23 protein-coding genes and 1 pseudogene are annotated in these 20,074 nt (G+C 63.7%); 12 read left to right on the top strand and 12 right to left on the bottom strand.

The features are described 5' to 3' along the window. Positions 1 to 30: 30 nt before the first annotated feature. The 3 genes from NR187_RS27645 to NR187_RS27635 all read right to left on the bottom strand — a co-directional run bounded on the left by NR187_RS27645 (position 31) and on the right by NR187_RS27635 (position 1,729). Positions 31 to 993 (bottom strand): AraC family transcriptional regulator, encoded by a 963-nt coding sequence (locus NR187_RS27645; RefSeq protein ID WP_211386599.1) that lies wholly within the window; start codon positions 991 to 993, stop codon positions 31 to 33. Between the two features lie 145 nt (positions 994 to 1,138). Then, complete coding sequence (locus tag NR187_RS27640; RefSeq protein WP_256808406.1) at positions 1,139 to 1,273, bottom strand: hypothetical protein; 135 nt, start codon at positions 1,271 to 1,273, stop codon at positions 1,139 to 1,141. Positions 1,274 to 1,441: 168 nt separating this feature from the next. Beyond that, a complete protein-coding gene (locus NR187_RS27635; RefSeq protein WP_211386593.1) occupies positions 1,442 to 1,729 on the bottom strand; it encodes a hypothetical protein in 288 nt (95 codons plus the stop codon). Between the two features lie 295 nt (positions 1,730 to 2,024). On the opposite strand from NR187_RS27635, the gene NR187_RS27630 reads away from it, so the two are divergent. Beyond that, entirely contained in the window at positions 2,025 to 2,486 is a 462-nt protein-coding gene (locus tag NR187_RS27630) for a host attachment protein (protein WP_211386591.1), read from the top strand. A 30-nt stretch (positions 2,487 to 2,516) separates the two neighbouring features. Here NR187_RS27630 and NR187_RS27625 read toward each other — a convergent pair whose 3' ends face one another. After that, positions 2,517 to 2,780, bottom strand: a complete 264-nt coding sequence (locus tag NR187_RS27625) for a hypothetical protein (protein WP_211386589.1) — start codon at positions 2,778 to 2,780, stop codon at positions 2,517 to 2,519. A gap of 292 nt (positions 2,781 to 3,072) precedes the next feature. Here NR187_RS27625 and NR187_RS27620 point away from each other — a divergent pair, with 292 nt between their 5' ends. Both NR187_RS27620 and NR187_RS27615 read left to right on the top strand, forming a co-directional pair. Further along, positions 3,073 to 3,519, top strand: a complete 447-nt coding sequence (locus tag NR187_RS27620; RefSeq protein WP_211386587.1) for a hypothetical protein — start codon at positions 3,073 to 3,075, stop codon at positions 3,517 to 3,519. A gap of 103 nt (positions 3,520 to 3,622) precedes the next feature. Then, positions 3,623 to 4,495, top strand: a complete 873-nt coding sequence (locus tag NR187_RS27615; RefSeq protein WP_211386585.1) for a DMT family transporter — start codon at positions 3,623 to 3,625, stop codon at positions 4,493 to 4,495. A 226-nt stretch (positions 4,496 to 4,721) separates the two neighbouring features. Here the strand turns inward: NR187_RS27615 and NR187_RS27610 are convergent, their stop codons facing one another. Both NR187_RS27610 and NR187_RS27605 read right to left on the bottom strand, forming a co-directional pair. Then, positions 4,722 to 5,024 carry a histone gene (locus NR187_RS27610; RefSeq protein ID WP_211386583.1) on the bottom strand — a complete coding sequence of 101 codons (303 nt, stop codon included), beginning with the start codon at positions 5,022 to 5,024 and terminating at the stop codon, positions 4,722 to 4,724. A 66-nt stretch (positions 5,025 to 5,090) separates the two neighbouring features. After that, the gene (locus tag NR187_RS27605) at positions 5,091 to 6,482 is read right to left on the bottom strand and encodes a deoxyribodipyrimidine photo-lyase (protein WP_256808404.1); all 1,392 of its coding nucleotides are present in this window, start codon (positions 6,480 to 6,482) and stop codon (positions 5,091 to 5,093) included. Positions 6,483 to 6,651: 169 nt separating this feature from the next. Between NR187_RS27605 and NR187_RS27600 the strand changes: the two genes are divergently transcribed. After that, entirely contained in the window at positions 6,652 to 8,382 is a 1,731-nt protein-coding gene (locus NR187_RS27600) for a methyl-accepting chemotaxis protein (protein WP_256808321.1), read from the top strand. Between the two features lie 45 nt (positions 8,383 to 8,427). Here the strand turns inward: NR187_RS27600 and NR187_RS27595 are convergent, their stop codons facing one another. Then, positions 8,428 to 9,087, bottom strand: coding sequence for a peroxiredoxin (locus NR187_RS27595; RefSeq protein ID WP_194482323.1), 660 nt, complete (start codon positions 9,085 to 9,087; stop codon positions 8,428 to 8,430). Between the two features lie 379 nt (positions 9,088 to 9,466). Here NR187_RS27595 and NR187_RS27590 point away from each other — a divergent pair, with 379 nt between their 5' ends. Further along, positions 9,467 to 10,033, top strand: a complete 567-nt coding sequence (locus NR187_RS27590; RefSeq protein ID WP_211386575.1) for a hypothetical protein — start codon at positions 9,467 to 9,469, stop codon at positions 10,031 to 10,033. A 973-nt stretch (positions 10,034 to 11,006) separates the two neighbouring features. Here the strand turns inward: NR187_RS27590 and NR187_RS35035 are convergent. The 5 genes and pseudogenes from NR187_RS35035 to NR187_RS27565 all read right to left on the bottom strand — a co-directional run. Then, positions 11,007 to 11,939 (bottom strand): annotated as a pseudogene (locus NR187_RS35035) (alkaline phosphatase family protein); the annotation flags it as partial. A 141-nt stretch (positions 11,940 to 12,080) separates the two neighbouring features. After that, complete coding sequence (locus NR187_RS27580) at positions 12,081 to 12,398, bottom strand: response regulator transcription factor (RefSeq protein WP_211386571.1); 318 nt, start codon at positions 12,396 to 12,398, stop codon at positions 12,081 to 12,083. Between the two features lie 50 nt (positions 12,399 to 12,448). Further along, positions 12,449 to 13,672 carry an ABC transporter permease gene (locus NR187_RS27575; RefSeq protein ID WP_256808318.1) on the bottom strand — a complete coding sequence of 408 codons (1,224 nt, stop codon included), beginning with the start codon at positions 13,670 to 13,672 and terminating at the stop codon, positions 12,449 to 12,451. After that, positions 13,669 to 14,394 (bottom strand): ABC transporter ATP-binding protein, encoded by a 726-nt coding sequence (locus NR187_RS27570; protein ID WP_256808317.1) that lies wholly within the window; start codon positions 14,392 to 14,394, stop codon positions 13,669 to 13,671. Before NR187_RS27570 ends, NR187_RS27575 begins: the two co-directional genes overlap by 4 nt. Then, positions 14,391 to 15,821, bottom strand: coding sequence for an efflux RND transporter periplasmic adaptor subunit (locus tag NR187_RS27565; RefSeq protein ID WP_211386561.1), 1,431 nt, complete (start codon positions 15,819 to 15,821; stop codon positions 14,391 to 14,393). The genes NR187_RS27570 and NR187_RS27565 overlap by 4 nt, the downstream gene beginning before the upstream one ends. Before the next feature lie 600 nt (positions 15,822 to 16,421). Between NR187_RS27565 and NR187_RS27560 the strand changes: the two genes are divergently transcribed. The 7 genes from NR187_RS27560 to NR187_RS27530 all read left to right on the top strand — a co-directional run bounded on the left by NR187_RS27560 (position 16,422) and on the right by NR187_RS27530 (position 20,072). After that, the gene (locus NR187_RS27560; RefSeq protein WP_211386560.1) at positions 16,422 to 17,075 is read left to right on the top strand and encodes a response regulator transcription factor; all 654 of its coding nucleotides are present in this window, start codon (positions 16,422 to 16,424) and stop codon (positions 17,073 to 17,075) included. 166 nt (positions 17,076 to 17,241) lie between these two features. Beyond that, complete coding sequence (locus NR187_RS27555) at positions 17,242 to 17,643, top strand: curlin subunit CsgB (RefSeq protein WP_211386559.1); 402 nt, start codon at positions 17,242 to 17,244, stop codon at positions 17,641 to 17,643. 122 nt (positions 17,644 to 17,765) lie between these two features. After that, the gene (locus NR187_RS27550) at positions 17,766 to 18,158 is read left to right on the top strand and encodes a curlin (RefSeq protein WP_211386557.1); all 393 of its coding nucleotides are present in this window, start codon (positions 17,766 to 17,768) and stop codon (positions 18,156 to 18,158) included. A 32-nt stretch (positions 18,159 to 18,190) separates the two neighbouring features. Then, a complete protein-coding gene (locus NR187_RS27545) occupies positions 18,191 to 18,601 on the top strand; it encodes a curlin (protein WP_211386715.1) in 411 nt (136 codons plus the stop codon). 72 nt (positions 18,602 to 18,673) lie between these two features. Then, on the top strand, positions 18,674 to 19,096 hold the full coding sequence (locus NR187_RS27540; RefSeq protein ID WP_262048930.1) for a curlin: 423 nt from the start codon (positions 18,674 to 18,676) through the stop codon (positions 19,094 to 19,096). 20 nt (positions 19,097 to 19,116) lie between these two features. Next, on the top strand, positions 19,117 to 19,407 hold the full coding sequence (locus tag NR187_RS27535) for a hypothetical protein (protein ID WP_211386555.1): 291 nt from the start codon (positions 19,117 to 19,119) through the stop codon (positions 19,405 to 19,407). A 299-nt stretch (positions 19,408 to 19,706) separates the two neighbouring features. Further along, entirely contained in the window at positions 19,707 to 20,072 is a 366-nt protein-coding gene (locus tag NR187_RS27530; protein ID WP_256808312.1) for a hypothetical protein, read from the top strand. Positions 20,073 to 20,074 lie beyond the last annotated feature (2 nt).

Genomic DNA, 20,074 nt, shown 5'->3' with positions numbered 1-20,074 from the left:
ATCTCATAACCGCCGCAACGGTCCGCGCAGTCAGCCTGCCGCTGGACTGGCTTGCCGGCCCCGTGCCAGCGTGTCCGAGGGCGTTTCGCGGAATGTCGCGCGGTAGGCTGCGGCAAACTCGCCGAGATGATGGAAACCCTGAGCGCGCGCGCATGTGGCGACGGTGGTGCCGCCTTTGAGGAGGCGAGCCCGGGTCGCCCACAATTTTTTCAGGCGAATGTATTGGTGCAGGCTCATGCCGCGCACCTTGCTGACTGCGCCGCCGAGCGTCCGGATCGAGACGCCAAACTCGTCGGCGAGATCGGCTGTGTAGATCGAAGCAGTCGGATGAGTTGCGACGTAATCGTCGATCCGCTGCACGAGCTTGGCCGACCGTTCGCCATGGACCGAGGCGCTCCGGTCCGAAAGCGGATCGATTTGGAACAGATCGTCGAGCGCGAGCAGCAGGCCTTCCTGCAGATGGGCGGCGACCTCGGTGGCTTCGAACAAAAGCGGCTGCACCGATGCGGTTCGCAGTATGTCGAGCAGGAGTTGCCGTGTATGGAGCAGGGCGGGCCTGTTCGCGACGCAGGCCCTCAGGTCGTCGGCCTGATCGAACCAGCCCCGGTCCCTCAGATTGGGCGAGAAGACGATCATCGCATGATGATTGGTCTGAGGCTCGACGAAATGGCCTTCATCGTTGCCGCGAAGCGCAACGAAGAAGCGCGCGTCGAGATCCATTCCCTTGGAATTGACCCGAAGGTCGTCCGTCATGGGCAGGATCACCATCCCGCCGGGCATGCGATAGGCGGTGTCGAGGATGCGCGCGAACGAGCGCATCATGATGATGCGGCATGCCGGCAGGGAGACCACGGCGCGGGCCGCCGCGAAGTTCGGGACGTCGAGCGGAATGCTTCTCGCATCCTCCATCGACTCGATCGGCCGAAACGCATCGACGTCGGCAAAGCCGATCAGTTGAAGCGCGGAGGAAGGGGCGAGGGCGTTGAACAACATGCGTCTAGCCGGCTTCTGCAATGTGACAATCAAATGAACGTCAGTACATCGCCATCAATGGCGAAACATCGCCCCCCAGTAAACCGGATTCAGGGCCGTAGTATTGCGGACATCATGCCATCAAGGCCTCGGATCGATGTCGTGGTCAACGGTCCCGGCTCATCGGCTGGCCGGTGGCGAGGTCGATGAAATGCAGCCGCGTGCAGGCGGGACAGGTGAAGGAAGCAACGTTCCGTCCCTCCTGCCTCTGCTGCTTCTCGAGATGCGTCTGCACATTCATGCCCGTCTGGGGGCATCGAAAAACGATCAAATCGGCCATCACCGCAGAATGACGGCGTGGCGGGTTTTATCTTTGATCTGGATCAGTTTTGGGATGGCTCCAGACCGGCCGCGATCGCGCAATCCACGATCGCGCAAAAACGAAGGGGCCCGGAGGCCCCCTTAGAGATCACCAGCGGCGATAGCGCGGTCCATAGTAACGCGGTCCATAGTAACGCGGGGCATAATAGCGCGGCGCATAATACCTGGGGCCGTAATACGGCTGCGGCGCGTAGTATCCATAGTAGTTCGGGCGCCAGAAACAGCGTCCCCAGGCGTCACAGACCATGCGAACCTGCTCGACGTTCGAGACCTGCGGGGTCGCAGGAGCAGGCGCGATGGGCATGGCGAACGCCGCCGGTGATGCCAGGATGGCACCGAAAAGGGACGCGGCGACGAGGCCAATCTTAAGCTTCATGATGTCTTCCTCCGCTTACGCAATACAGGATATCGAAGTTGTTCTGATCAAATTGTGGCGGAACCGAAATGTAATGCTGATGAACAAATCTTCAGCCAGTCCGCCGCAGGCCTGACCTTTGGGCTCCGCCAGCCTATCCCAGGTTCGGGTCCCTGACCAACGCCGTGCCTGGGTTCACCGGCATCCTTGATCCCGCGCAATTCATCGGTGCGGCTTCCTTCCTAGGCTTGTCGTCGCGGCCAGTCCTTCGAGGAATTCGAAGGGCAGTGGTCGCGAGACTGCTTGGAGCTGGGCAATGGACAAGATGAGACTGGACAACGGTGACTGGCTGGTCGTGTGCGACGGACGCAAGGCGCTCATATTGGAGAACCTCGGCGACGAGATGTTTCCGAATCTCCACACCAGGGAGGTGCACGAGCAGCCCAATCCCTCGACCAGCGCGCAAGGGACCGACGCGCCGGGCAGGCTGCATGGCGCGGCCGGCGGGGCGCGCAGCTCGGTGGAGCAGACGGATTGGCACGATGAGGCCGAGCGCGCCTTCCTGCGGGGCCTGGCCGGCCGGCTCGACGCCGCCGTCAGTTCGGGCGAGACATCGGCCCTGACCATGGTGGCCTCGCCGCGTGCGCTCGGGATGATTCGCGCCGATTATTCGGATGTCGTGCGCAAAGCGCTCCAGAGGGAGATCGGCAAGGACCTCGTCAAGCTGCCGGTCCACGAGATCGAGAAGCAATTGCTGCTGTCGGGCGCCGCCAAATAGCGGCACCCGCAGAGGATGCGCCAGCGTTCCTCAGTAGCAGGGGTGCCGGCGGCGGTCCTGGCCGACATAGGCGGCCGCGCTCTGGTAGCAATGGTTGGTCGATGGGCCGTCGTAAAAGGCAAAGGTCCCCGGGGTGATGCCGGGCCCGTAATTGTGCAGATAGCTGATCGGGTAGGGCAGCGGGTTCGCGTAGTAGCGGTGGTACCGGTGATGTCCGCGCGCCTCCGCGAGGCCAGGGGCAAGGATTGCGGCCGAAAGGGCAGCAACTGCGGCTACAAGCGTCAACTTGCTCATCTCGATTCTCCGGAACCCGCGCGAATAGGTCAGCTGTTTATAGCCATTTCGGCCGGCCAGAACACCCGTCGGACGCCCGGAAATCGAGGCCGGTCCCGCAGATTCCCGGGTGGGTGTGACAGAATTGCCGGACAAGCGGTTCAGGCTGCCCATTTTTGGCCTTTTCGGGATGCTTAACGAATTCCCCACACAAGTATGACCAAAGAGAATTCAGCTAAGAATCCTGTCGCCGGCCCTTTGGGGGTCCTTCGAGGCCGGTCCCATTCCTGAAGGCTTTCGTCGTCACCTCGCCATGCGCATCACGCTTCTGAGCCTGCTGTTGCTCTGCCTCGCTGCCGCCACGCCGGCGCGCGCCGTGCTGCACATCACCCGCGACCACGGCGGCTATGTCGATGAGTACAAGGCCAAGTACAAGCACGTCCGCGAGAAGGGCGAGCGCGTCATCATCGACGGCATCTGCAACTCGGCCTGTACACTGGTGCTCGGCATCGTGCCGATGAACAAGATCTGCGTCACGCCGCGCGCCAGCCTTGGCTTCCACCAGGCCTACTACGACAAGGCCTTCACCTTCGGCATCAAGGTCACCAGCGCCGAAGGCACCTCCGATCTGATGTCCTACTACCCCGACACGGTGAAGGACTGGATCCGCCGCAATGGCGGGCTCACCACCGACATGAAGAAGATCAAGAACGGTGTCGATCTCTGGAAGATCATCGACCCCTGTCCGGAAGAATGGTGAGCGGCTGAGCCGTCCCCGTGCGTCGCAGCGCAGCATCATCCGGACGAGATTCGCCGAAATTCGCATTGCCGCATAGACCGCCCATGGGGCAATGAGGGCGGTAATGAACCATAATCAAGAAGCACTGACCGCCCGCGCCGCGCCGATCCTGTTCGTCCTGCTCTGGAGCACCGGATTCATCGGCACCAAATACGTCATCAACAACGCCGATCCCTTGACCTATCTCGCCATCCGCATGGCGATCGTGGTCGGTCTGATGGCGATCATCGCAGCGATCGCGCGTCCGAAATGGCCGGACCGGATCGGAATCGCGCACAGCGCGGTTGCCGGCATCCTCGTCCATGGCTTCTATCTCGGCGGCACCGCAATCGCGATCGCGCACTCGATTCCGGCCGGGCTCTCCGCGCTGATTCCAGGCCTTCAGCCGATCCTGACCTCGACCATCGCCAACCGCTGGCTCGGCGAGAAGGTGACGCCGGTGCAATGGGCGGGTCTCGTGCTTGGCCTCGGCGGCGTGATGCTGATCCTGCACGGCCGTCCCATGACCGGCGAAGCCGGGCTCGGATGGCTTGCCTCGGTTGTCGCGCTGATCAGCATCACGCTCGGCACGCTCTATCAGCGCCGCTACTGCAACCACATCGACTGGCGCGCCGGCAATCTCGTGCAGTACGTGTCCGTCACGATCTTCTTCGCGATCGGCGCCTTCCTGTTCGAGGATCGCGTAGTGCACTGGACCCGGGAGTTCGTGCTCGCGCTCGCCTGGCTCGCCGTCGCGCTCTCGATCGGATCGATCGGGCTATTGTACTGGCTGATCCGGCATGCCGCGGCGACCTCGGTTGCGAGCCTGTTCTACCTGGTACCAGCCGTCACGGCGCTGATGGCCTATCTTCTGTTCGGCGAGAAGCTCGATGCGCTCGCGATTGCCGGCATGGCGATGTGCGCGGCGGCGGTGTTCGTGGTCAATCGGCGCTTTTAGGCCGAAAGGCCGGAGCGCTGGAACACATCCCCGACGTGCCGCGCCCAAGCAGTCGCAGCGAATTTTGCGATCCCCAAGACGCCCGCCATCCGGGCAGGCGCGCATCGGGGCGGCGAGGGCAGGGCGCTTTGCCGCAAAGCCTCCGGGCGCGCCCGCACCCGGAGGCTTGCTCTGGTCTATCCTTGACCTATCCTCGACCTTTCCTTGGCCTAACCCTGGGCCGGGATCAGCGCTTGGCCTTCTTGGCCTTTTTCTTCTTGGCGGCTTTCTTTGGAGCCTTCTTCGGAGCCTTCTTGGCGGCCTTCTTCGTGGTTTTCCTCGCGGTTTTCTTGGCCGCTTTCTTCGACGACTTCTTTGCCGCCTTCTTCGACGTATTCTTGGCGGCCTTCTTCGGCACTACTTTCTTCGCGACCTTCTTGGCGGCTTTCCTGACCTTCTTGACGGCGGTGACTGCGGCTTCCTTGGTCGCTTCCACGGCGGTGGTGATCGTCTCCATCGCCTGTTCGGTGATCGGCTTCTCGTCGTCCATATCGTCCCCCACGGTTTGTATGGAGCGACGACGATAGCGGGTTTCAAAATTGTGTCAAAGCAACGCTCAACCTTTGCGGATCTTTGCGTAGGCGGCGAGCGCGCGCTCGCGTCCCTTGGCATGATCGACGATCGGTTGCGGATAGGTCTTGCCGAGCGTGACGCCGACGCTTGCCAGCTCGATCGGCGTTGCCTGCCAGGGCTGGTGGATCAGCTTGGCCGGAACGTCTTTCAGCTCCGGCACCCAGCGCCGAACGTAGGTTCCGTCAGGGTCGAACTTCTCGCCCTGGAGCGTTGGGTTGAAGACGCGGAAATAGGGTGCCGCATCCGCGCCGCAGCCGGCGACCCACTGCCAGTTGGCGGGATTGCTGCCGGCATCCGCATCGACAAGCGTGTCCCAGAACCAGCTCTCGCCGTCGCGCCAGTCGATCAGGAGGTGCTTGACCAGCAACGAGGCGACCACCATCCGAACCCGGTTGTGCATCACCCCGGTGTGCCAGAGCTGGCGCAGGCCGGCGTCGACGATGGGATAGCCGGTGCGCCCGCGCTGCCAGGCCGCGAGCGCCTTCTTGTCGCCTTTCCATGGGAAGCCGTCGAAGTTCGATTGCAGGTTTTCGGTCGCAAGGTCGGGGTGATCGTGAAGCAGGTGGCGGCAGAATTCGCGCCAGCCGAGCTCGCTCAGGAACTTGTCGACGCCGGATCCGATGGCAGGATTTTCCGCGGCGGCGAAGCGCGCGGCGTGCCAGACTTGGCGCGGGCTGAGCTCGCCGAACCTCAGATGCGGCGACAGGCTCGAGGTGCCTTCGCGATCCGGGCGGTCGCGATCGCCGATATAGCCGACTGCGGTGCGCTTGAGGAAGTCGCGCAGGCGGGCGCGGGCGGAGGCTTCGCCCGGGGTCCAGGTCTCGCGCAGGCCGCCGGACCAGTCGGGCTCGGTCGGCTCGAGCTTCCAGCTCTCCAGTGCGTCGCTGGCGAGCTTGGGCGCCGCGCGAAGCGCCTTCGGTGCCGGCAGGGGTTTTGGCGGGTCGCCGAGCGACAGCACGCGCCGCCAGAACGGCGTGAATACGCGAAGGCCGCGGCCTTCATTGTTGCGGATCGCCGCGGGCGGGACGAGCAAGTCGCCGGGGAAACTTTGCGAGTCCAGGCCGAGCTTTGCCAGCGTCGCTTCGAGCTGTTTCTCGATGGCCTGATGCGGCCTCTGCGCGATCCCGTTCCAGTAGACGGCGCCGGCTCCGCTCTCGCGGACCACCTCCATGATCACCCTGGCCGCCGGCCCCTTGCGCAGGATCAGCGATCCGCCGCGCGCGCCGATATCGGCGCCAAGTGCCCGCAGCGACTGCGCCAGCCACCAGCGTGCCGCGCCGCCCGGTGCGCGACCGGCGGCGTCATCCAGCACACAAAGGCAAATGACCGGCGCGCCGGTGTTGGCGGCGGCGTGGAGGGCGGGGTGGTCGGACAGGCGGAGATCATCGCGGAACCAGACGATGATGGGCGGCGGGCTTGGGGTGGTCAGGGGCGACCTCGTTTACAATCTGGAAAGCATTCCGCGCGGGGCGGTGTGAACCGCCGTTAATGCGGCCGTAAGCCGATTGCATCAATATGCAGGAATTCCAGGGGTAGTTCCATTCATGTCAAACCGTCCGACGGCGAAGTTCTTGCCGCAATTCAAGCTTGGCACCAAAGCGGTCCTATGCGCCGCGTTGCTGATCGCTGTGAATACAGCGCTCGTGGTCGGCGCCGGCTATTGGTCGCTCACCTCCGCTGTCAACGATCGTGCGCTCCGCGACATCGATGTGAGTTTGCGCACGCTGGCGCTGGCCTTTGCCGAGGTCGTTCCCGACGCCAAGATCACGATGCGGGATGGCGCGGTCGCGCGCGCCGAGATTGCCAAGATGCCCGAGTTCAGGGATCACGCCATCGTCGATCGCGCGGTGTCCTATGTCGGAGGCAACGCCACCCTGTTCGTTTATGACGATGCGAGCGGGCAGTTCGTCCGCCGTTCGACCAACGTGAAGAAGGAAAACGGCGACCGCGCCGTCGGCACCCAGCTTGCCGCCGACCATCCGGCGCAAGCCGTCCTGCGCCGTGGGGAGGCCTACAAGGGCCCGGCCACGCTGTTCGGCAAATCCTTCATGACCGCCTATTTCCCGGTCGCAGATGCGACCGGCAAGGTCGTCGGCATTCTCTACGTCGGCATCCCGATGGCCCAGTTCGAGAGCATGCTGACCCAGGCGATCGAGAGCATGGCGATCGCCGCCGGGCTCGCCGCGCTGCTGGTGCTGATCCTCACCTTGCTGGTCGTCCGCCGTGTCACCAAGCCGCTCATCTCGGTCACGCGGTCGCTGACGGCGCTCGCCGAAGGCCAGAGCGACGTCACGATTGATTGCGAGGATCGCGCCGACGAGATCGGCGAGATCGCGCGCACGGTCGCGGTGTTCAAGAGCAATTCGCTGGAGCGGTCGCGCTTGCGCAGCGAGCACGCGGCGGCTTCGGCTGCAGCAATCGAGCAGCGCAAATCCGACCTGCGCAATTTCGTCGAGCAGTTCCGCGGCAGCGTCGGCGGCATCCTCGACAAGGTGCTGACATCGTCAGGCGAATTCGAACGGACGGCTCGGCAACTCACCGACACCGCACGCTCCACCGCCGATCTGTCGGCGCGGTCGGCCGGAGCTTCCGAAACTGCCTCCGGGCACGTGCGTTCGGCGGCGTCGGCCTCCGACGAGCTGTCTCAATCCATCTCCGAGATCACCCGCCGGGTGCAGGAATCGAACGAGATTTCCGCCGAGGCGGTGCGGCAGGCCGAGGCGACCGATCAGCGTATCGCGCAGCTTTCCGAGGCCGGGGCGCGCATCGGCGACGTCGTCAAGCTGATCACCTCGATCGCCGAGCAGACCAATCTCCTGGCGCTGAACGCCACCATCGAGGCCGCGCGCGCGGGCGATGCGGGCCGCGGTTTTGCGGTGGTGGCACAGGAGGTCAAGACGCTCGCCGGCCAGACCGCCAAGGCGACCGACGAGATCTCGAACCAGATCGCCAGCATGCAGCTTGCGACCGAGGAGTCTGTCGCCGCCATCAGGGCGATCAGCCAGACCATCGAGCGCATCAGCGGCATCGCCGGCTCGATCTCGGCTGCGGTGGAACAGCAGAAGAGCGCGACCCACAACATCGTGGCCAGCGTTCGTGCGGCCGTATCGGGCACCGCCGATGTCGCCGTCAACGTCCGTCACGCCGCCGAGGGCGCGAACGAGACGGGCGAGACTTCCAGCCGGATGTTTGCCTCCGCCCAGGCACTGTCGGGCGAGAGCCTGCACCTGAAGGCCGAGGTCGAGGGTTTCCTCGAGCGCGTGCACGCGGCGTAAGCTTATCGGGGCGATGCCGATGCACCGCCCCGAAATGATCGTGGGTTATTTCGGCTGCGGCACGATCCGGATGTAGGGCTTGGGTTCCTTCCAGCCCTGCGGGTAGATCGTCTTGGCCTCGTCGTTGGAGACCGAGCCCGCGATGATGACGTCGTCACCCTGCGACCAGTCGGCCGGCGTCGCGACGCGATGCTTGGCGGTGAGCTGGAGCGAGTCGATGACGCGCAGGATCTCCTGAAAATTCCGGCCGGTCGTCATCGGGTAGACCAGCACCAGCTTGATTTTCTTGTCCGGTCCGATGATGAAGACGTTGCGGACGGTCTGGTTGTCGGCCGGCGTGCGGGTGAGGGGATCGCCCGAGGTCGAAGCCGGCAGCATGCCGTACAGCTTCGAGACGTTGAAGTCGGTGTCGCCGATCATCGGATAGTTCGGAGCCGCGCCTTGCGTCTCCTTGATGTCTTCGGACCATTTGGAATGGCGGTCGACTGGGTCGACCGAGAGGCCCATCAGCTTGACTCCGCGCTTGTCGAATTCCGGCTTCAGCTTGGCGAGAGCGCCGAGCTCGGTCGTACAAACCGGCGTGAAGTCCTTGGGGTGCGAGAACAGCAGGGCCCAGCTGTTGCCGATCCAGTCGTGGAACTTGATCTTCCCCTCGGTGGTTTCGGCTTCGAAGTCGGGCGCGGTGGCGCCAATCGGAAGTGTCATGGTTCTACCTCATCGCATTGAATTTACTTGGGAATTAACCTTTTCCGTCACGGGCAGTATAGGGGGTCGTCGCGCTCAAGTGAACCGCTTCAAGTAAAATGTGAATTCATTCCCTGAAGGGCCCATTTCCTAGCACCTTTCTGTTACAGCGGCGCCTGCGGCGAACACCTCCACCGGAGCCGCACGGTCTCGATTGCCCCGATAAAGCCTTTTATGACCCGCATCACGCTCGCCCGACGTTCGATAAAACCAAAGCGGACCTGACAGCGACCAATTGGCAACCATTGAGAAAAGTCGCGATCCCCGTATCGAATCGTTAACCACCCCTTTACGTCCGCATGAAAATGCTGGTCGATCAGAAGAAATCTGGAAGTGAACTATGTCTGCCGCAGTGCCGAAGTCCGTTGAGTCGCCGTCCCTCGAACCGTCCTGCCGCGATACCGCGGCCCATGCCCTGACCATCGTGCGCGATGGTGTGATCACGGGCGAAGGCCCGACCACCAGGGGGCGGGTCCACTTTTCCCGCTCGCTCGATGCCGATGACACCGCCTGGTGCACGCGTATCCTGACCGCCACGGCCGTCAACGACCAGCCGATCAGCCGCGCCGAAGCCGAAGCGCTGTTCGAGATCAATGAAGCCGCAACCGAGCGCTCCGATGGCGGCCGGTTCGACGACCTGCTCGCCAAGGCCGTCGCTCACTACGCCGCAAGCGCCTCGGGGCTGAAGGTGCCGCCGCGCAGCGTCGCGCTGTCGGCCGACATCGAGAGCTGGGCGCCGACCTACGCCTCCAAGGTCAACAGCGAGATGCTGGAGTGGATCGCCGGCCAGATGCGCGGCAAGCGCCAGAACAACCGTCGCCTGATGGCGATGGTGGCGACCTTCCTCGGCGCCACCGCGCTGCCTTTGGCGGGCCAATTGCCGAACGTGTTCGACATCGGCATGTGAGATTCTGCGCCTCTCGCGAGGAGCATTTTGAGCGGCGGGGGTATTCCCCCGCCGTTTTTTGTTTGCCGGCATCCGCCTCGAGCCCGAGTGTGCGGCCCGGGAAGCCGGCGGCGTCGAAATAGCGCTGGCTGCCGACGCGCTGGAAATTCAGCACGGTGGTCAGGCCGCCCTCGGCGGGCTTGGATTTCATCGTGCCGGCATAGGCTTTCGGCACGGTGCCGTTGGGCATGGCCTCCGATATCACGCGGCCGACCAGGTCTCCCTTCTCCGAGGCGCGCAGCCCCATCAGCCGGGCGGCCGTCATGCCGACATCGGCATTACTGACCGGGATCGCGCTGACATAGCCGGCTTTGAAGTCCGGGCCGATGGCGGCCATGAAGTTCATGGTGTCGCCGCGGCTGAAGCTGCCATGCATGCCCTGGCCCTGTCGCAAGACGGTGTCGGCGACCTGCACCGAGCAGTTGGTCGGCGCCTCGCCGCAATCGCTGGCATAGGAGCGGAAGTTGACAACGATCGCGGGTGTCGGCGTCGCCGACTTGCCGCGCAGATTGATGCTCGACAGCGGCAGCGTGCCGGGGATGCGGCCGAGCGAATCGTCGACGAACAGGCCGGAGACGTAGTCCTGCTCGAGCAGCGCCTTGACGGTCTTTGCCGCGAGCTTCTTGTCCTTGTTCGGCAGATAGATCAGGTCGGAGCCGCCATTGGTGGCAACGACGAGGTCGGGCTTGGTCGGATCCTTTCCGAGCACGCCGTTGCCGGCCTTCGGATGCTTGTTGCCCTCGATCTTTGCGTTCTTGTCGTTGGGGTCGAACAGCGGCAGCTCGAGCGCCTTGGCGAGGTCGAGCGCCAGGAAGCCCATCGGCAAGAAGTCCTTCGGCGTGTCGTCGTAGCTGAGCTTGGCCGAGGGGCTGGTCTTGCTTTCCTTGGAGATGGTCGAAAAGCCATGGTCGGCCTGGACCATGATGTTGGTGTTGGCGGCGAGCCCGAGCTCGTCCAGCGCCTTGCGGATCTGGGCGAGGTTGTTGTCGGCGTTCCTGATGCCGGCCATCGAGGTCGGGCCGTTGATGCCGGGCTTGATCTGGTTGAGGCTGTCGCCGGTGTTGTGCTGGCTGCCATCAGGGTCGCGCGACCAGAACACCAGCACGAACGGCTTGTTGCGCGCCTTGAACATCGGCAGCACCACCTTGGCGGCGACGTCGGCGAAATAGGCCTGCTGCGCGACGTTGGCCACTGTGGTGCCGGGCGTCTTGGCGTCGCCGGCCTTGCTGTTGTCGCCGCGCGGCGGGGTGGCGAGGGGCAGGCCCGCCTTGGTCAGCGCGTCCTTCACCTCGTCCGACAGCGCCACACCGTTCTTGCCGCCGGTGGAATCGTCGAACACGACCGAATGCAGGCCGGCCTTTTCGGGCTTGTCCGTGTGGTCGAACTGGTAGGTCGGACCGACCTTGCCGATCGCCGCCGTGCTGAGGCCCTTGTCGCGGGCCATCTTCAGAATGGTCTCTTCGTTGAGATAGTCGCCCTTGAAATGCTCGTCGATGTCGCCGAGCACGGCATCGTTCTCGATGAAGGGTACTACGGTGTCGCCGGCAGGCACGGAGGTGTAATTCGTCCAGATCGTGTTGGAGAACACGCCGGTATCGCCGAGATAATGGCCGGTCGACATAGCCGAGCCGTTGGCCATGGTGAAGGTCGGGAAGAGCGAGTGCGGGTTCTTGAAATTGACGCCCTTGTCGCGGACCTCGGCCATTGCCGGTGTGGTCTCGGGCGTGACCTTCAGCGCGCGCAGGCCGTCGGGGATGAACAGGATCAGGTTACGGGGCGTGTTGTTCTGGGCGGAGGCAGGTCCACTTGAAAGTCCGGTGGACAGCACTGTCAGTCCGGCGGACAGCAACACCAGTGAGCGGCGCATCAAATTTCTCCCTGCCTGCGATGAGGCGGCTTGGCGGCCGACCGCGGCCCCCCGCCATCGTTTAGTTTTGCTGCATGACAGTTTTGTTACAAGAGCGGCGACGCATGCAAGAGGGACAGAGAGGGTGGGATGAGCCGGCCGTCACTCCGGCGCCGTCAGCACCCGGGGATTTTGTGCGAGCACCTGCGCAGGTTTCGCCGCCGGCGGGTAGCCTTCTGTGCTGCCCGGATCGAGCCACAGCGATGGCGGCGCTGCCTGCAGCGCAAAAATGATCGCGATCTGGGTCCGGTTATGGAGGCGGTACTTGCGCATGATGTTGCCGATATGGGCCCGCACCGTGTTTTCCGAGATCTTGAGCTCGTAGGCGATGTTCTTGTTCTGCATCCCCCGCGCGATCAGCATCATCAGCTCGCGCTCGCGTGGAGTTGGTGTGATCGAATCTTTCGGATCCGGGCTCATGACTAGCTCCTCCGTGGCCTTTTGGTTGATGCGAACACCCCAGCATGTTCTCACTCCGTCTTGAGTGCCTCGATCGGACTGAGCTTGGACGCCTTGTGCGCGGGATAGAAACCGAAGGTGAGGCCGGTCGCGATCGAGAAGACCAGGGCGAGGCCAATCGCTTCGCCGTCGATCGAGGTGATCCAGCCGGCCATGCGTGCGACCGTCATCGAGAGCGTGACGCCACCGGCGACGCCGATGATGCCGCCGAGAAGGCAGAGGACGAGCGCCTCGCAGAGAAACTGGAGGCGGATGTCGCGCATCCGCCCGCCAAGCGCGCGGCGGATGCCGATTTCGCGGGTGCGCTCGGTGACCGACACGATCATGACATTCATGATGCTGATGCCGCCGACCAGCAGCGAGACCGAGGCGATGGCGACGAGCAGGAGCGCGACGGTGCGGATTGCTCCCTGCTGCGCCTCCATGGCCGCGGCCGGATCCTGGACCTTGAAGTCGTCTTCCTGGCCGGCGAGAATCCGATGCCGCTGCCGCAGCAGGTTCTCGATCTCGGATCGCGCCCCCGACATCTGACTGTCGGCGGTCACCTTCGCGATGATGTAGGCGACCGAATCCCGGTTGATGTTGCTCGCGCTGCCGAGAAAGCGCAGCTTGGCCGTGGTCAGGGGCACGAAGGCGACGTCATCCTGGGCGGGTCCCTTGCGATCGAGAACGCCGACCACCTCGAGCGGGACCTTCATGATCCTGACCTGCGCGCCGATCGGGTCGGCGCCAGGCGCGAACAGCTCACGTGCGACCGTGCTTCCGAGCACAACGACCTTTCCGGCGCCGGCCTCCTCGGTGGCGGAGAAATAGCGTCCGGACGCAAGCTGCCAGTCGCGCACCATGAAGTGCCCGGTGGTCGTGCCGTTGATCGTCGTATTCCAGTTCTTGCTCTCGTGGATGACCTGCGCGGTTCCGGCGATCGAGCCGGCGGCGGCCTGGATCTCCGGGATCTGCTCGAGGATGGCCTGCACGTCGCTTTCCGTCATCGTCAGCTTGCTGCCTTCCTTGAGGCGCACGCCGCCCTGGTAGACCGCGCCCGGCGTGATCATCAGCACGTTGGCGCCGATCGAGCGGATCTGTTCCTGGAGACGAAGTTGTGCGCCGGCGCCGATCGCGAAGACCGTCACGATCGACGCGACGCCGATCACGATGCCGAGCATGGTGAGGAAACTGCGCAGCGGGTTGAGGCGCAGCGCGTGCAGTGCGATCTGGAAGCCTTGAAGCATCGTCATGGCGCAACGCTCCGTTTCGCCGGCACCAAGGCTGGCGTTTCGTCGCTGACGAGCTCGCCGTCATGGAGGCGGATCGTGCGCCTGCACTGCGTTGCGATGCCGGGATCGTGCGTGATCATCACGATGGTCTGGCCGGACCGGTTGAGTGCGGCGAATAGCGCCAGGATCTCGGCACCGGTACGGCTGTCGAGCGCCCCGGTCGGCTCGTCGGCAAGCACGATCAGGGGCGAGGCGATCAACGCGCGGGCGATCGCTACGCGTTGCTGCTCGCCGCCCGAGAGCTGGCGTGGAAAATGACTTGCCCGGTGCAGCATGCCGACCGCTTCCAGGCTCTGCTCGGCGCGCGTCAGGCGCTCCTTGCGACCCACGCCGCAATAGACGAGCGGAAGCGCGACATTCTCGATGGCATTGTGGCGCGCGAGAAGGTTGTAGGACTGGAATACGAAGCCGATGCTGCGAGCCCGCAGCGACGACCTGCGGTCCTCCGAGAGCTCGGCGACATTTGCTCCCTCGAGATAGATCGCGCCCTCGCTCGGCAGGTCGAGCAGGCCGATCATGTTCATGAGGGTCGACTTGCCGGAGCCGGATGGTCCCATCACGGCAAGGATCTCGCCCGGGTCGATGTCGAAGCTGACGTTGCGGACTGCGGTCACCGCGATCCCGTCCGCGCGATAGGTTCTGCACACCGATCGCAGGCTGATGAGGGGCAGGAGGCCTGTCATGATCCAAACCTGATTCCAAAGAATTCGATGCCCGCCGGCCGGATGGCCTGTCCGACCACGACCTGGCTGCCTTCGGTGAGCTCACCGCTCTTGAGCGCGACCTGTTCCGCGCCCGAAGTGCCTACGGTCACAGGGATGCGCCGAAGCGAGCCGCTGGCGGTGCGCACCCACACGCCGCTGCGTGCCGAAGCCGTGTCCGGGCGCGTGCCCGACGGCTGGAAGCGCAGGGCGGCGAGCGGCACTCGCAGCACGTCGTCCTGCCGTTCGATCACGATCTTCACGAGGGCCGTCATGCCGGGAAGCAGCGCGCCGTCGAGATTTGAGGTTGCCAGGACGACGGTATAGGTCACCACATGCTGCTGGTTCTGCGGTGCCTTGCGCACCTGCCGGACCGTCGCTTCGAAGCGACGGTCGGGATAGGCATCTACCGTGAAATGAGCGCGCTGGCCGGACGCGATACGTCCGATATCAGCTTCGTCGACCTGTGCGTGGATCTCCATGTCCTCGAGGCGGTGGGCGACCACGAAGGTCGTTCGCGATTCGAGGCCGACCGCCAGCGTCTGACCTTCGTTGACGAACCTGCCGACCACGACGCCATCGATCGGCGAGCGGATCACGGTGCGATCAAGATCGGCCTGGGCGGCCGCAAGCACGGCTGCTTTCTCCGGGACGGCCATTCTGGCCTGTTCCAGCTCGGCCTCGATCCGGCGCACGTCGGCCTGCGCGCCGTCCACCGAGTAGGCGTTCAGGGACATCAGGACATCGGCCTCTCGCTCCTGGGCCAGCCGCGCGGTGAATTCCGTCTGGGCGTCGTCGACCGCCGTGACTGCAACCACATTCTGCGACTGAAGCGCGAGTTTGCGCTGCAACGTCTTCTGCGCCGAGGCCTTGAGTGCCTGTGCGCTTTCGAGCTTGGCCGCCAGGACCTCCCGGCTCCCCCTCGCGTTCTGCAGATCGATCCTGGCGCGGTCGAGCTTGGCCCGCTCCAGGTCGACGAAGGAGTTGGCCACCTCCACCGCCGCCTTGGCCTCGTCGACCTTGGCCGCGAAGCTGCGGGGATCGATCAGGGCGAGCGGCTGGTCCTTGGCGACGGTATCGTTGAAATCGACGTAGACCCGCGCGAGCTGGCCTGACAATTGTGAGCCGACCTCGATCGTCTTGACCGGTTGCAGGGCACCCGTGACGGTGACGGTCTGCTCGATGCTGCCGCGCTGGATCGCGGCGTAGCGGAACACCGGCGCGTCCACTCCGAACGTGGGGGCTTCGTGCCCGGACGGCACAAGGAGCCGCTTTGCCGACTGGTACGCGCGAACCGCCGCGTCCGCCGTACTCGCCGTGGCTCCTGCGATGATCGCCGGTTGGATGCCGCAGATGGCGGCGAGACCGGTTGTGGTTCCGAGCAAGAGAATGACTGTCACAAATCGCATATCAAAAACCCGCCTCTTGAAATGATTGGGGGCGGAAAACCGAATATCGCACTATGGTTGTATCGCGCTGTGGTTGTATATCGCCAGGGGCAATATCCAGCGTCTCGACAATATGTCGTCGTTCTTAGTGCGACGGACGGGTGCGCTCCATGATCCAGAAGTAAAGTCCGCGCGTGCGCCTTTTCGTGATTTGCGCGAAACGTATACCGAGCGTATCGAAAAGGTGCGCGCGGTATCGAACTCGATAAGCTGACTGAACGTCCCGTCTGGACTGCCGGAAGCGGCTGCCAGTCGGCGCATGAGTGGCGACGCCATGATGCAGCTGCCGATATCGCGGCCGGAACGCCTGCTTGCCGCATTGTCGTTACGGCGCTTCGCCGTGGCACCGCAGATGGCGACGTCGAAACCCTCCGATCACGAAGCTCGATATGTGAACGCCTTCACTCGCGTCGGCCGGATGTTGGTCGTAAGACGTGGAGCCGGCGAGCCGACACGACTCGGCCGATTCGCGCCGCTGCCCTCAAGCACCTTGTGTCGCTTGCAAGAACAATGGATGGCTCGTTGCTAAATCAGCGAGCGCCAGGTCCGGAGTCTTTCGCAATGAGTTCAAATCAGGCCACAGTTTATGTCGTTGACGACGAAATCCAGATACGAAGCGCGATTGGCAGCCTTTGCGAAGAGACCGGACATCAGGTGAGGCTGTTTGCCTCGACGGATGAATTCCTCACCGAGAGTCTTTCGGACGGTCCTTCATGCCTCGTGCTCGACGTTCGCTTTCCCGGCACGTCGCCGACCGGGCTCGAGCTTCAGCGCAGGCTCGCTGAATCGGGTGTGGCGATACCGATCGTCTTCATCAGCGGCCATTCGGACGTGCGCGTCTCCGTCGAGGCCATGAAGCGCGGCGCGGTCGAATTTCTACCAAAGCCCTTCCGCGAACAGGAGATCCTCGATGCGATCAGGCACGGCATCGAGCGCGATCGCAGGCGCATGGAGCGGGAAGATGCGGTGCGGGAGGCTCGCCAGCGCATCGAGACTCTGACGGCGCGGGAGCGGGAGATCATGCTGCTGATGGCGGAGGGGCTGGTCGCCAAGCAGATTGCAGCAAAGCTCCAGCTCAGCGAAGTGACGGTCAAGGTGCATCGCGCCAGGATGATGCGAAAGCTCGAACTGCGTTCACCGATCGAAGTGGCGCGGCTGATCGACAGCATGGCGCATGAGACGGCGCGGAGCGGTGCGAACCAGTCGCAAGCCTAGGCTCGCGTGTGCCGACGTGCCGCACATCGTCTAGTCCGTACCGCCTAGCATGAACTGCAGTCTGTCGCGCGCCGTAAGACCGGTTCAGAGTGATCCCACGATGTCGACCTCCTCCAGGACCGGCATCTCACACCAGTCAGACAACTTGGTTAGAAAGGGATATTCCATGCGCAAGTTTATTTTTGCTTCCGTTGCCCTGTTCGCTCTGTCCTCCGCAGCCCAGGCCGCCAACACCTCGACCACGGTGCAGGTCGGCGTCGTCAACGGCTCGAGCGTCACGCAGAACGGCCTCACAAACGACAGCTCGTCGACCACCCAGCTCGGCATCCTGAACAGCGCGAGCACCATGCAGGGCACGAGCTCGCCCTCGCTCAACAACGCGAGCTCCGTGAACCAGATCGGCGTGCAGAACTCGGCGGCCACCGGCCAGGTAGCCTTCGGCAACAACACCAGCGGCATCACCCAGAATTCGTTCGGGCCCGCTGCGCTCCAGAACAACTCAGCTGCCGTCGGTCAGCTCAGTGGTTTCGGGGTCAACTCGAGCACCGTCTCGCAGACGGCGCACTAAGCCAGCCCTGTTTGGCCGGGCGCGTCACATTGCGACGCGTCCGGGCCATTCTCGCAAACACCGCAATCAGGCCGGTGGACCACGTCAGGAATCGCAGGCCGACCTTCGCGGAGGAAATGACAATGCAGACCAGATTTCTCGTCGCGGCGACCGTCACGCTCAGCATGCTGACTGCTGCCGATGCCCAGGCCGGCAACACGGCCAGCGTGCTGCAATTTGGCACGACCAACAACTCCTTCATTTCCCAGAGCGGTTCGACGAACAACAGCGCCACCACGCTGCAGTTCGGCGCGACCAACCAGGCGACGACCGTACAGACGGGATCATTGGCGACCGTCAACACGCTGGTGATCGGGCAGGGCGGCACCACCGCGACTGCATCCAACACCGCGCTGGCTGGCCAGGTCGGCGGCTCCAATTCAAGCCTGATCGGCCAGATCGGTGCGAACAACGCCGCCGGAGTGGCCCAACTCGGAATCCTGAACGGCTCGACGATTCTTCAGCAGGCGCCATGATCCCGTATCCATTTTCAGTTGCGAGGCATGTCATGAGGACATTTTCAGGCGTCGCGTGCGGTGCCTTTGTCGGCCTTTTTTTCATACCCATCGGACCCGCCGTCGCGCAGACCGCAGACATCAAGACCATCGTGTCGGTCGGCGGACCTCCCGTTATGGTCAACCAGAATAGCCAGCTCAACATGGCAGGCGTGTTCATGATCGGCGGCAGCACCAGCGCGACCGTGGTCCAGAACGGCACCAACAACGCCACCGGGATCCTGCAATTTGGAGGAACAAATTCGGCTTCGGTCGGGCAGGCGGGCGTGAACAATTTCGCCTTTGTCGGCCAGACCGGCCAATCGGCGACGAGCCTCGTGTCTCAGCTCGGCACCATGAACACAGGGGCGATCGCGCAATTTGGCGCGGTCAACTCGTCGATCATCGTTCAAAACAGCCCCTGAGACGTGCGCGAGCGCACCGGCACCTGATGTGAACGGGGAACGGCGATGAGATGCGGCAGGCAAGCTTTGGCGATGATCGCTGCATTCGCGACCATGGGCGCGGTGACCGAAGCATCCGCTGGGTCGGTACAGCGCAGCGTGACCAACAGGAACGTCAGCATCGAGACGGTCGTGGAGTTCGGCAACAATGTGCAGCCGGTCACGATCGAGCAGAGCAGCCGCATTAATATCGCACGGGTCATCGAGATTGGCGGGACCGGGACGGTCGATGCGACCATTGTCCAGAACGGGACACGCAACTATGCCAATGTGATCCAAATGGGCGGCACGACCAACGCGCTGATCGGCCAGTCCGGCACGAGCAACACCGCCGAGATCACTCAGATCGGCAATTCGACCAATGCGCTCCTGCTTCAGGTGGGCGACATGAACACCGGAGCTGTCAGCCAGTTTGGACGTTTCAACTGGCTGGCCATATTTCAGTTCGGACGATGATCGAGACGAAGAGGTGTGACATGAAGTTTCTCCTGCTCGCATCCGGAATGGGCCTGATGACTGCAATTGCGATGGCGCCGGCCGGGGCCGGCGAGTCCGGCGACGGCCATACCACCGTGGTCCAGGACGAGAACGGGACAGCGGTGATCACGCAAAGCGGCGATCCGGCTCAGGCAGAAGTCAGGATCGACAAGGAACCGGGCCGGACAACGGTCTATCGCCGCAGCGGCGGCAACACCGCGGTCGTATCGCAAGGCACCGGGAATGCCCAGGACATGCTGGATTGGCTGCACAAGCATCAGGGCCGCTGATGCGCGAAGGCCCATCGCCCGTGCGGACGACGGGCCTTGCGAGACGCCCGGTCTGTCAGTTGCGATAGAGGCTGGTCAGCGTGCCGTTGTTGTTGCAATGGGGCGGCGTTCCGGCTGCGTTCGCCTGACGCGATCAACTCCGATCAACTGGTTATGAGGTTCGCGTTCCACGGAGCGAAGTGCTTGAAACAGGCCTGGAATTTGGGCGTTCTGCCGCACCCCGTTCCCCGTTAATCCCGTGCCTTAACCAATAATTAATTATACGTTTGCGGCTGGGTGACGGCCCGGCCTAGCGTGCGGTGGGGAGCCGCTATCCGCGAAGCCAAACCAGTTGGTGCGTATCATGGGCGGCAGCGCGTGCCGCGATTTCGCCGGGCGCCCGGTTCCGCGGACGCAACACGCCCTGGGTCTACTGGCCGGGCGGCGGCGGGTTCTTCTACGACAATGCAGGCTACAGCCACCCGTTCGCCGATGCCGGGCAGCCGGTCCCCAACGACGTGCGCTACACCTACACGTATGACGTTCCCTGGGACTGGACGCATCGCTTCCCGCCGAACGTCGTGCCGTCCGACCGGCCCTATGTGCCGAGCTGTCCGACGGAACAGGTGACCGTGCCCGGCCGCGGTGGCGGCGAGCACACCGTCAACATCATGCGCTGCTACTGATC

This window comes from Bradyrhizobium sp. Bra64 (assembly GCF_024519875.1).
In the GTDB taxonomy this organism is placed as follows: domain Bacteria; phylum Pseudomonadota; class Alphaproteobacteria; order Rhizobiales; family Xanthobacteraceae; genus Bradyrhizobium; species Bradyrhizobium japonicum_G.
Note: the sequence above shows the minus strand (reverse complement) of the source record. Positions and strands in the feature narration are given on the sequence as shown.

Coding starts and splice junctions, on each gene's coding strand:
- NR187_RS27645 (WP_211386599.1), bottom strand. CDS start 993: ATGTTGTTCAACGCCCTCGCCCCTTCCTCCGCGCTTCAACTGATCGGC.
- NR187_RS27640 (WP_256808406.1), bottom strand. CDS start 1,273: ATGAATGTGCAGACGCATCTCGAGAAGCAGCAGAGGCAGGAGGGACGG.
- NR187_RS27635 (WP_211386593.1), bottom strand. CDS start 1,729: ATGAAGCTTAAGATTGGCCTCGTCGCCGCGTCCCTTTTCGGTGCCATC.
- NR187_RS27630 (WP_211386591.1), top strand. CDS start 2,025: ATGGACAAGATGAGACTGGACAACGGTGACTGGCTGGTCGTGTGCGAC.
- NR187_RS27625 (WP_211386589.1), bottom strand. CDS start 2,780: ATGAGCAAGTTGACGCTTGTAGCCGCAGTTGCTGCCCTTTCGGCCGCA.
- NR187_RS27620 (WP_211386587.1), top strand. CDS start 3,073: ATGCGCATCACGCTTCTGAGCCTGCTGTTGCTCTGCCTCGCTGCCGCC.
- NR187_RS27615 (WP_211386585.1), top strand. CDS start 3,623: ATGAACCATAATCAAGAAGCACTGACCGCCCGCGCCGCGCCGATCCTG.
- NR187_RS27610 (WP_211386583.1), bottom strand. CDS start 5,024: ATGGACGACGAGAAGCCGATCACCGAACAGGCGATGGAGACGATCACC.
- NR187_RS27600 (WP_256808321.1), top strand. CDS start 6,652: ATGTCAAACCGTCCGACGGCGAAGTTCTTGCCGCAATTCAAGCTTGGC.
- NR187_RS27595 (WP_194482323.1), bottom strand. CDS start 9,087: ATGACACTTCCGATTGGCGCCACCGCGCCCGACTTCGAAGCCGAAACC.
- NR187_RS27590 (WP_211386575.1), top strand. CDS start 9,467: ATGTCTGCCGCAGTGCCGAAGTCCGTTGAGTCGCCGTCCCTCGAACCG.
- NR187_RS27580 (WP_211386571.1), bottom strand. CDS start 12,398: ATGAGCCCGGATCCGAAAGATTCGATCACACCAACTCCACGCGAGCGC.
- NR187_RS27575 (WP_256808318.1), bottom strand. CDS start 13,672: ATGACGATGCTTCAAGGCTTCCAGATCGCACTGCACGCGCTGCGCCTC.
- NR187_RS27570 (WP_256808317.1), bottom strand. CDS start 14,394: ATGACAGGCCTCCTGCCCCTCATCAGCCTGCGATCGGTGTGCAGAACC.
- NR187_RS27565 (WP_211386561.1), bottom strand. CDS start 15,821: ATGCGATTTGTGACAGTCATTCTCTTGCTCGGAACCACAACCGGTCTC.
- NR187_RS27560 (WP_211386560.1), top strand. CDS start 16,422: ATGAGTTCAAATCAGGCCACAGTTTATGTCGTTGACGACGAAATCCAG.
- NR187_RS27555 (WP_211386559.1), top strand. CDS start 17,242: ATGCGCAAGTTTATTTTTGCTTCCGTTGCCCTGTTCGCTCTGTCCTCC.
- NR187_RS27550 (WP_211386557.1), top strand. CDS start 17,766: ATGCAGACCAGATTTCTCGTCGCGGCGACCGTCACGCTCAGCATGCTG.
- NR187_RS27545 (WP_211386715.1), top strand. CDS start 18,191: ATGAGGACATTTTCAGGCGTCGCGTGCGGTGCCTTTGTCGGCCTTTTT.
- NR187_RS27540 (WP_262048930.1), top strand. CDS start 18,674: ATGATCGCTGCATTCGCGACCATGGGCGCGGTGACCGAAGCATCCGCT.
- NR187_RS27535 (WP_211386555.1), top strand. CDS start 19,117: ATGAAGTTTCTCCTGCTCGCATCCGGAATGGGCCTGATGACTGCAATT.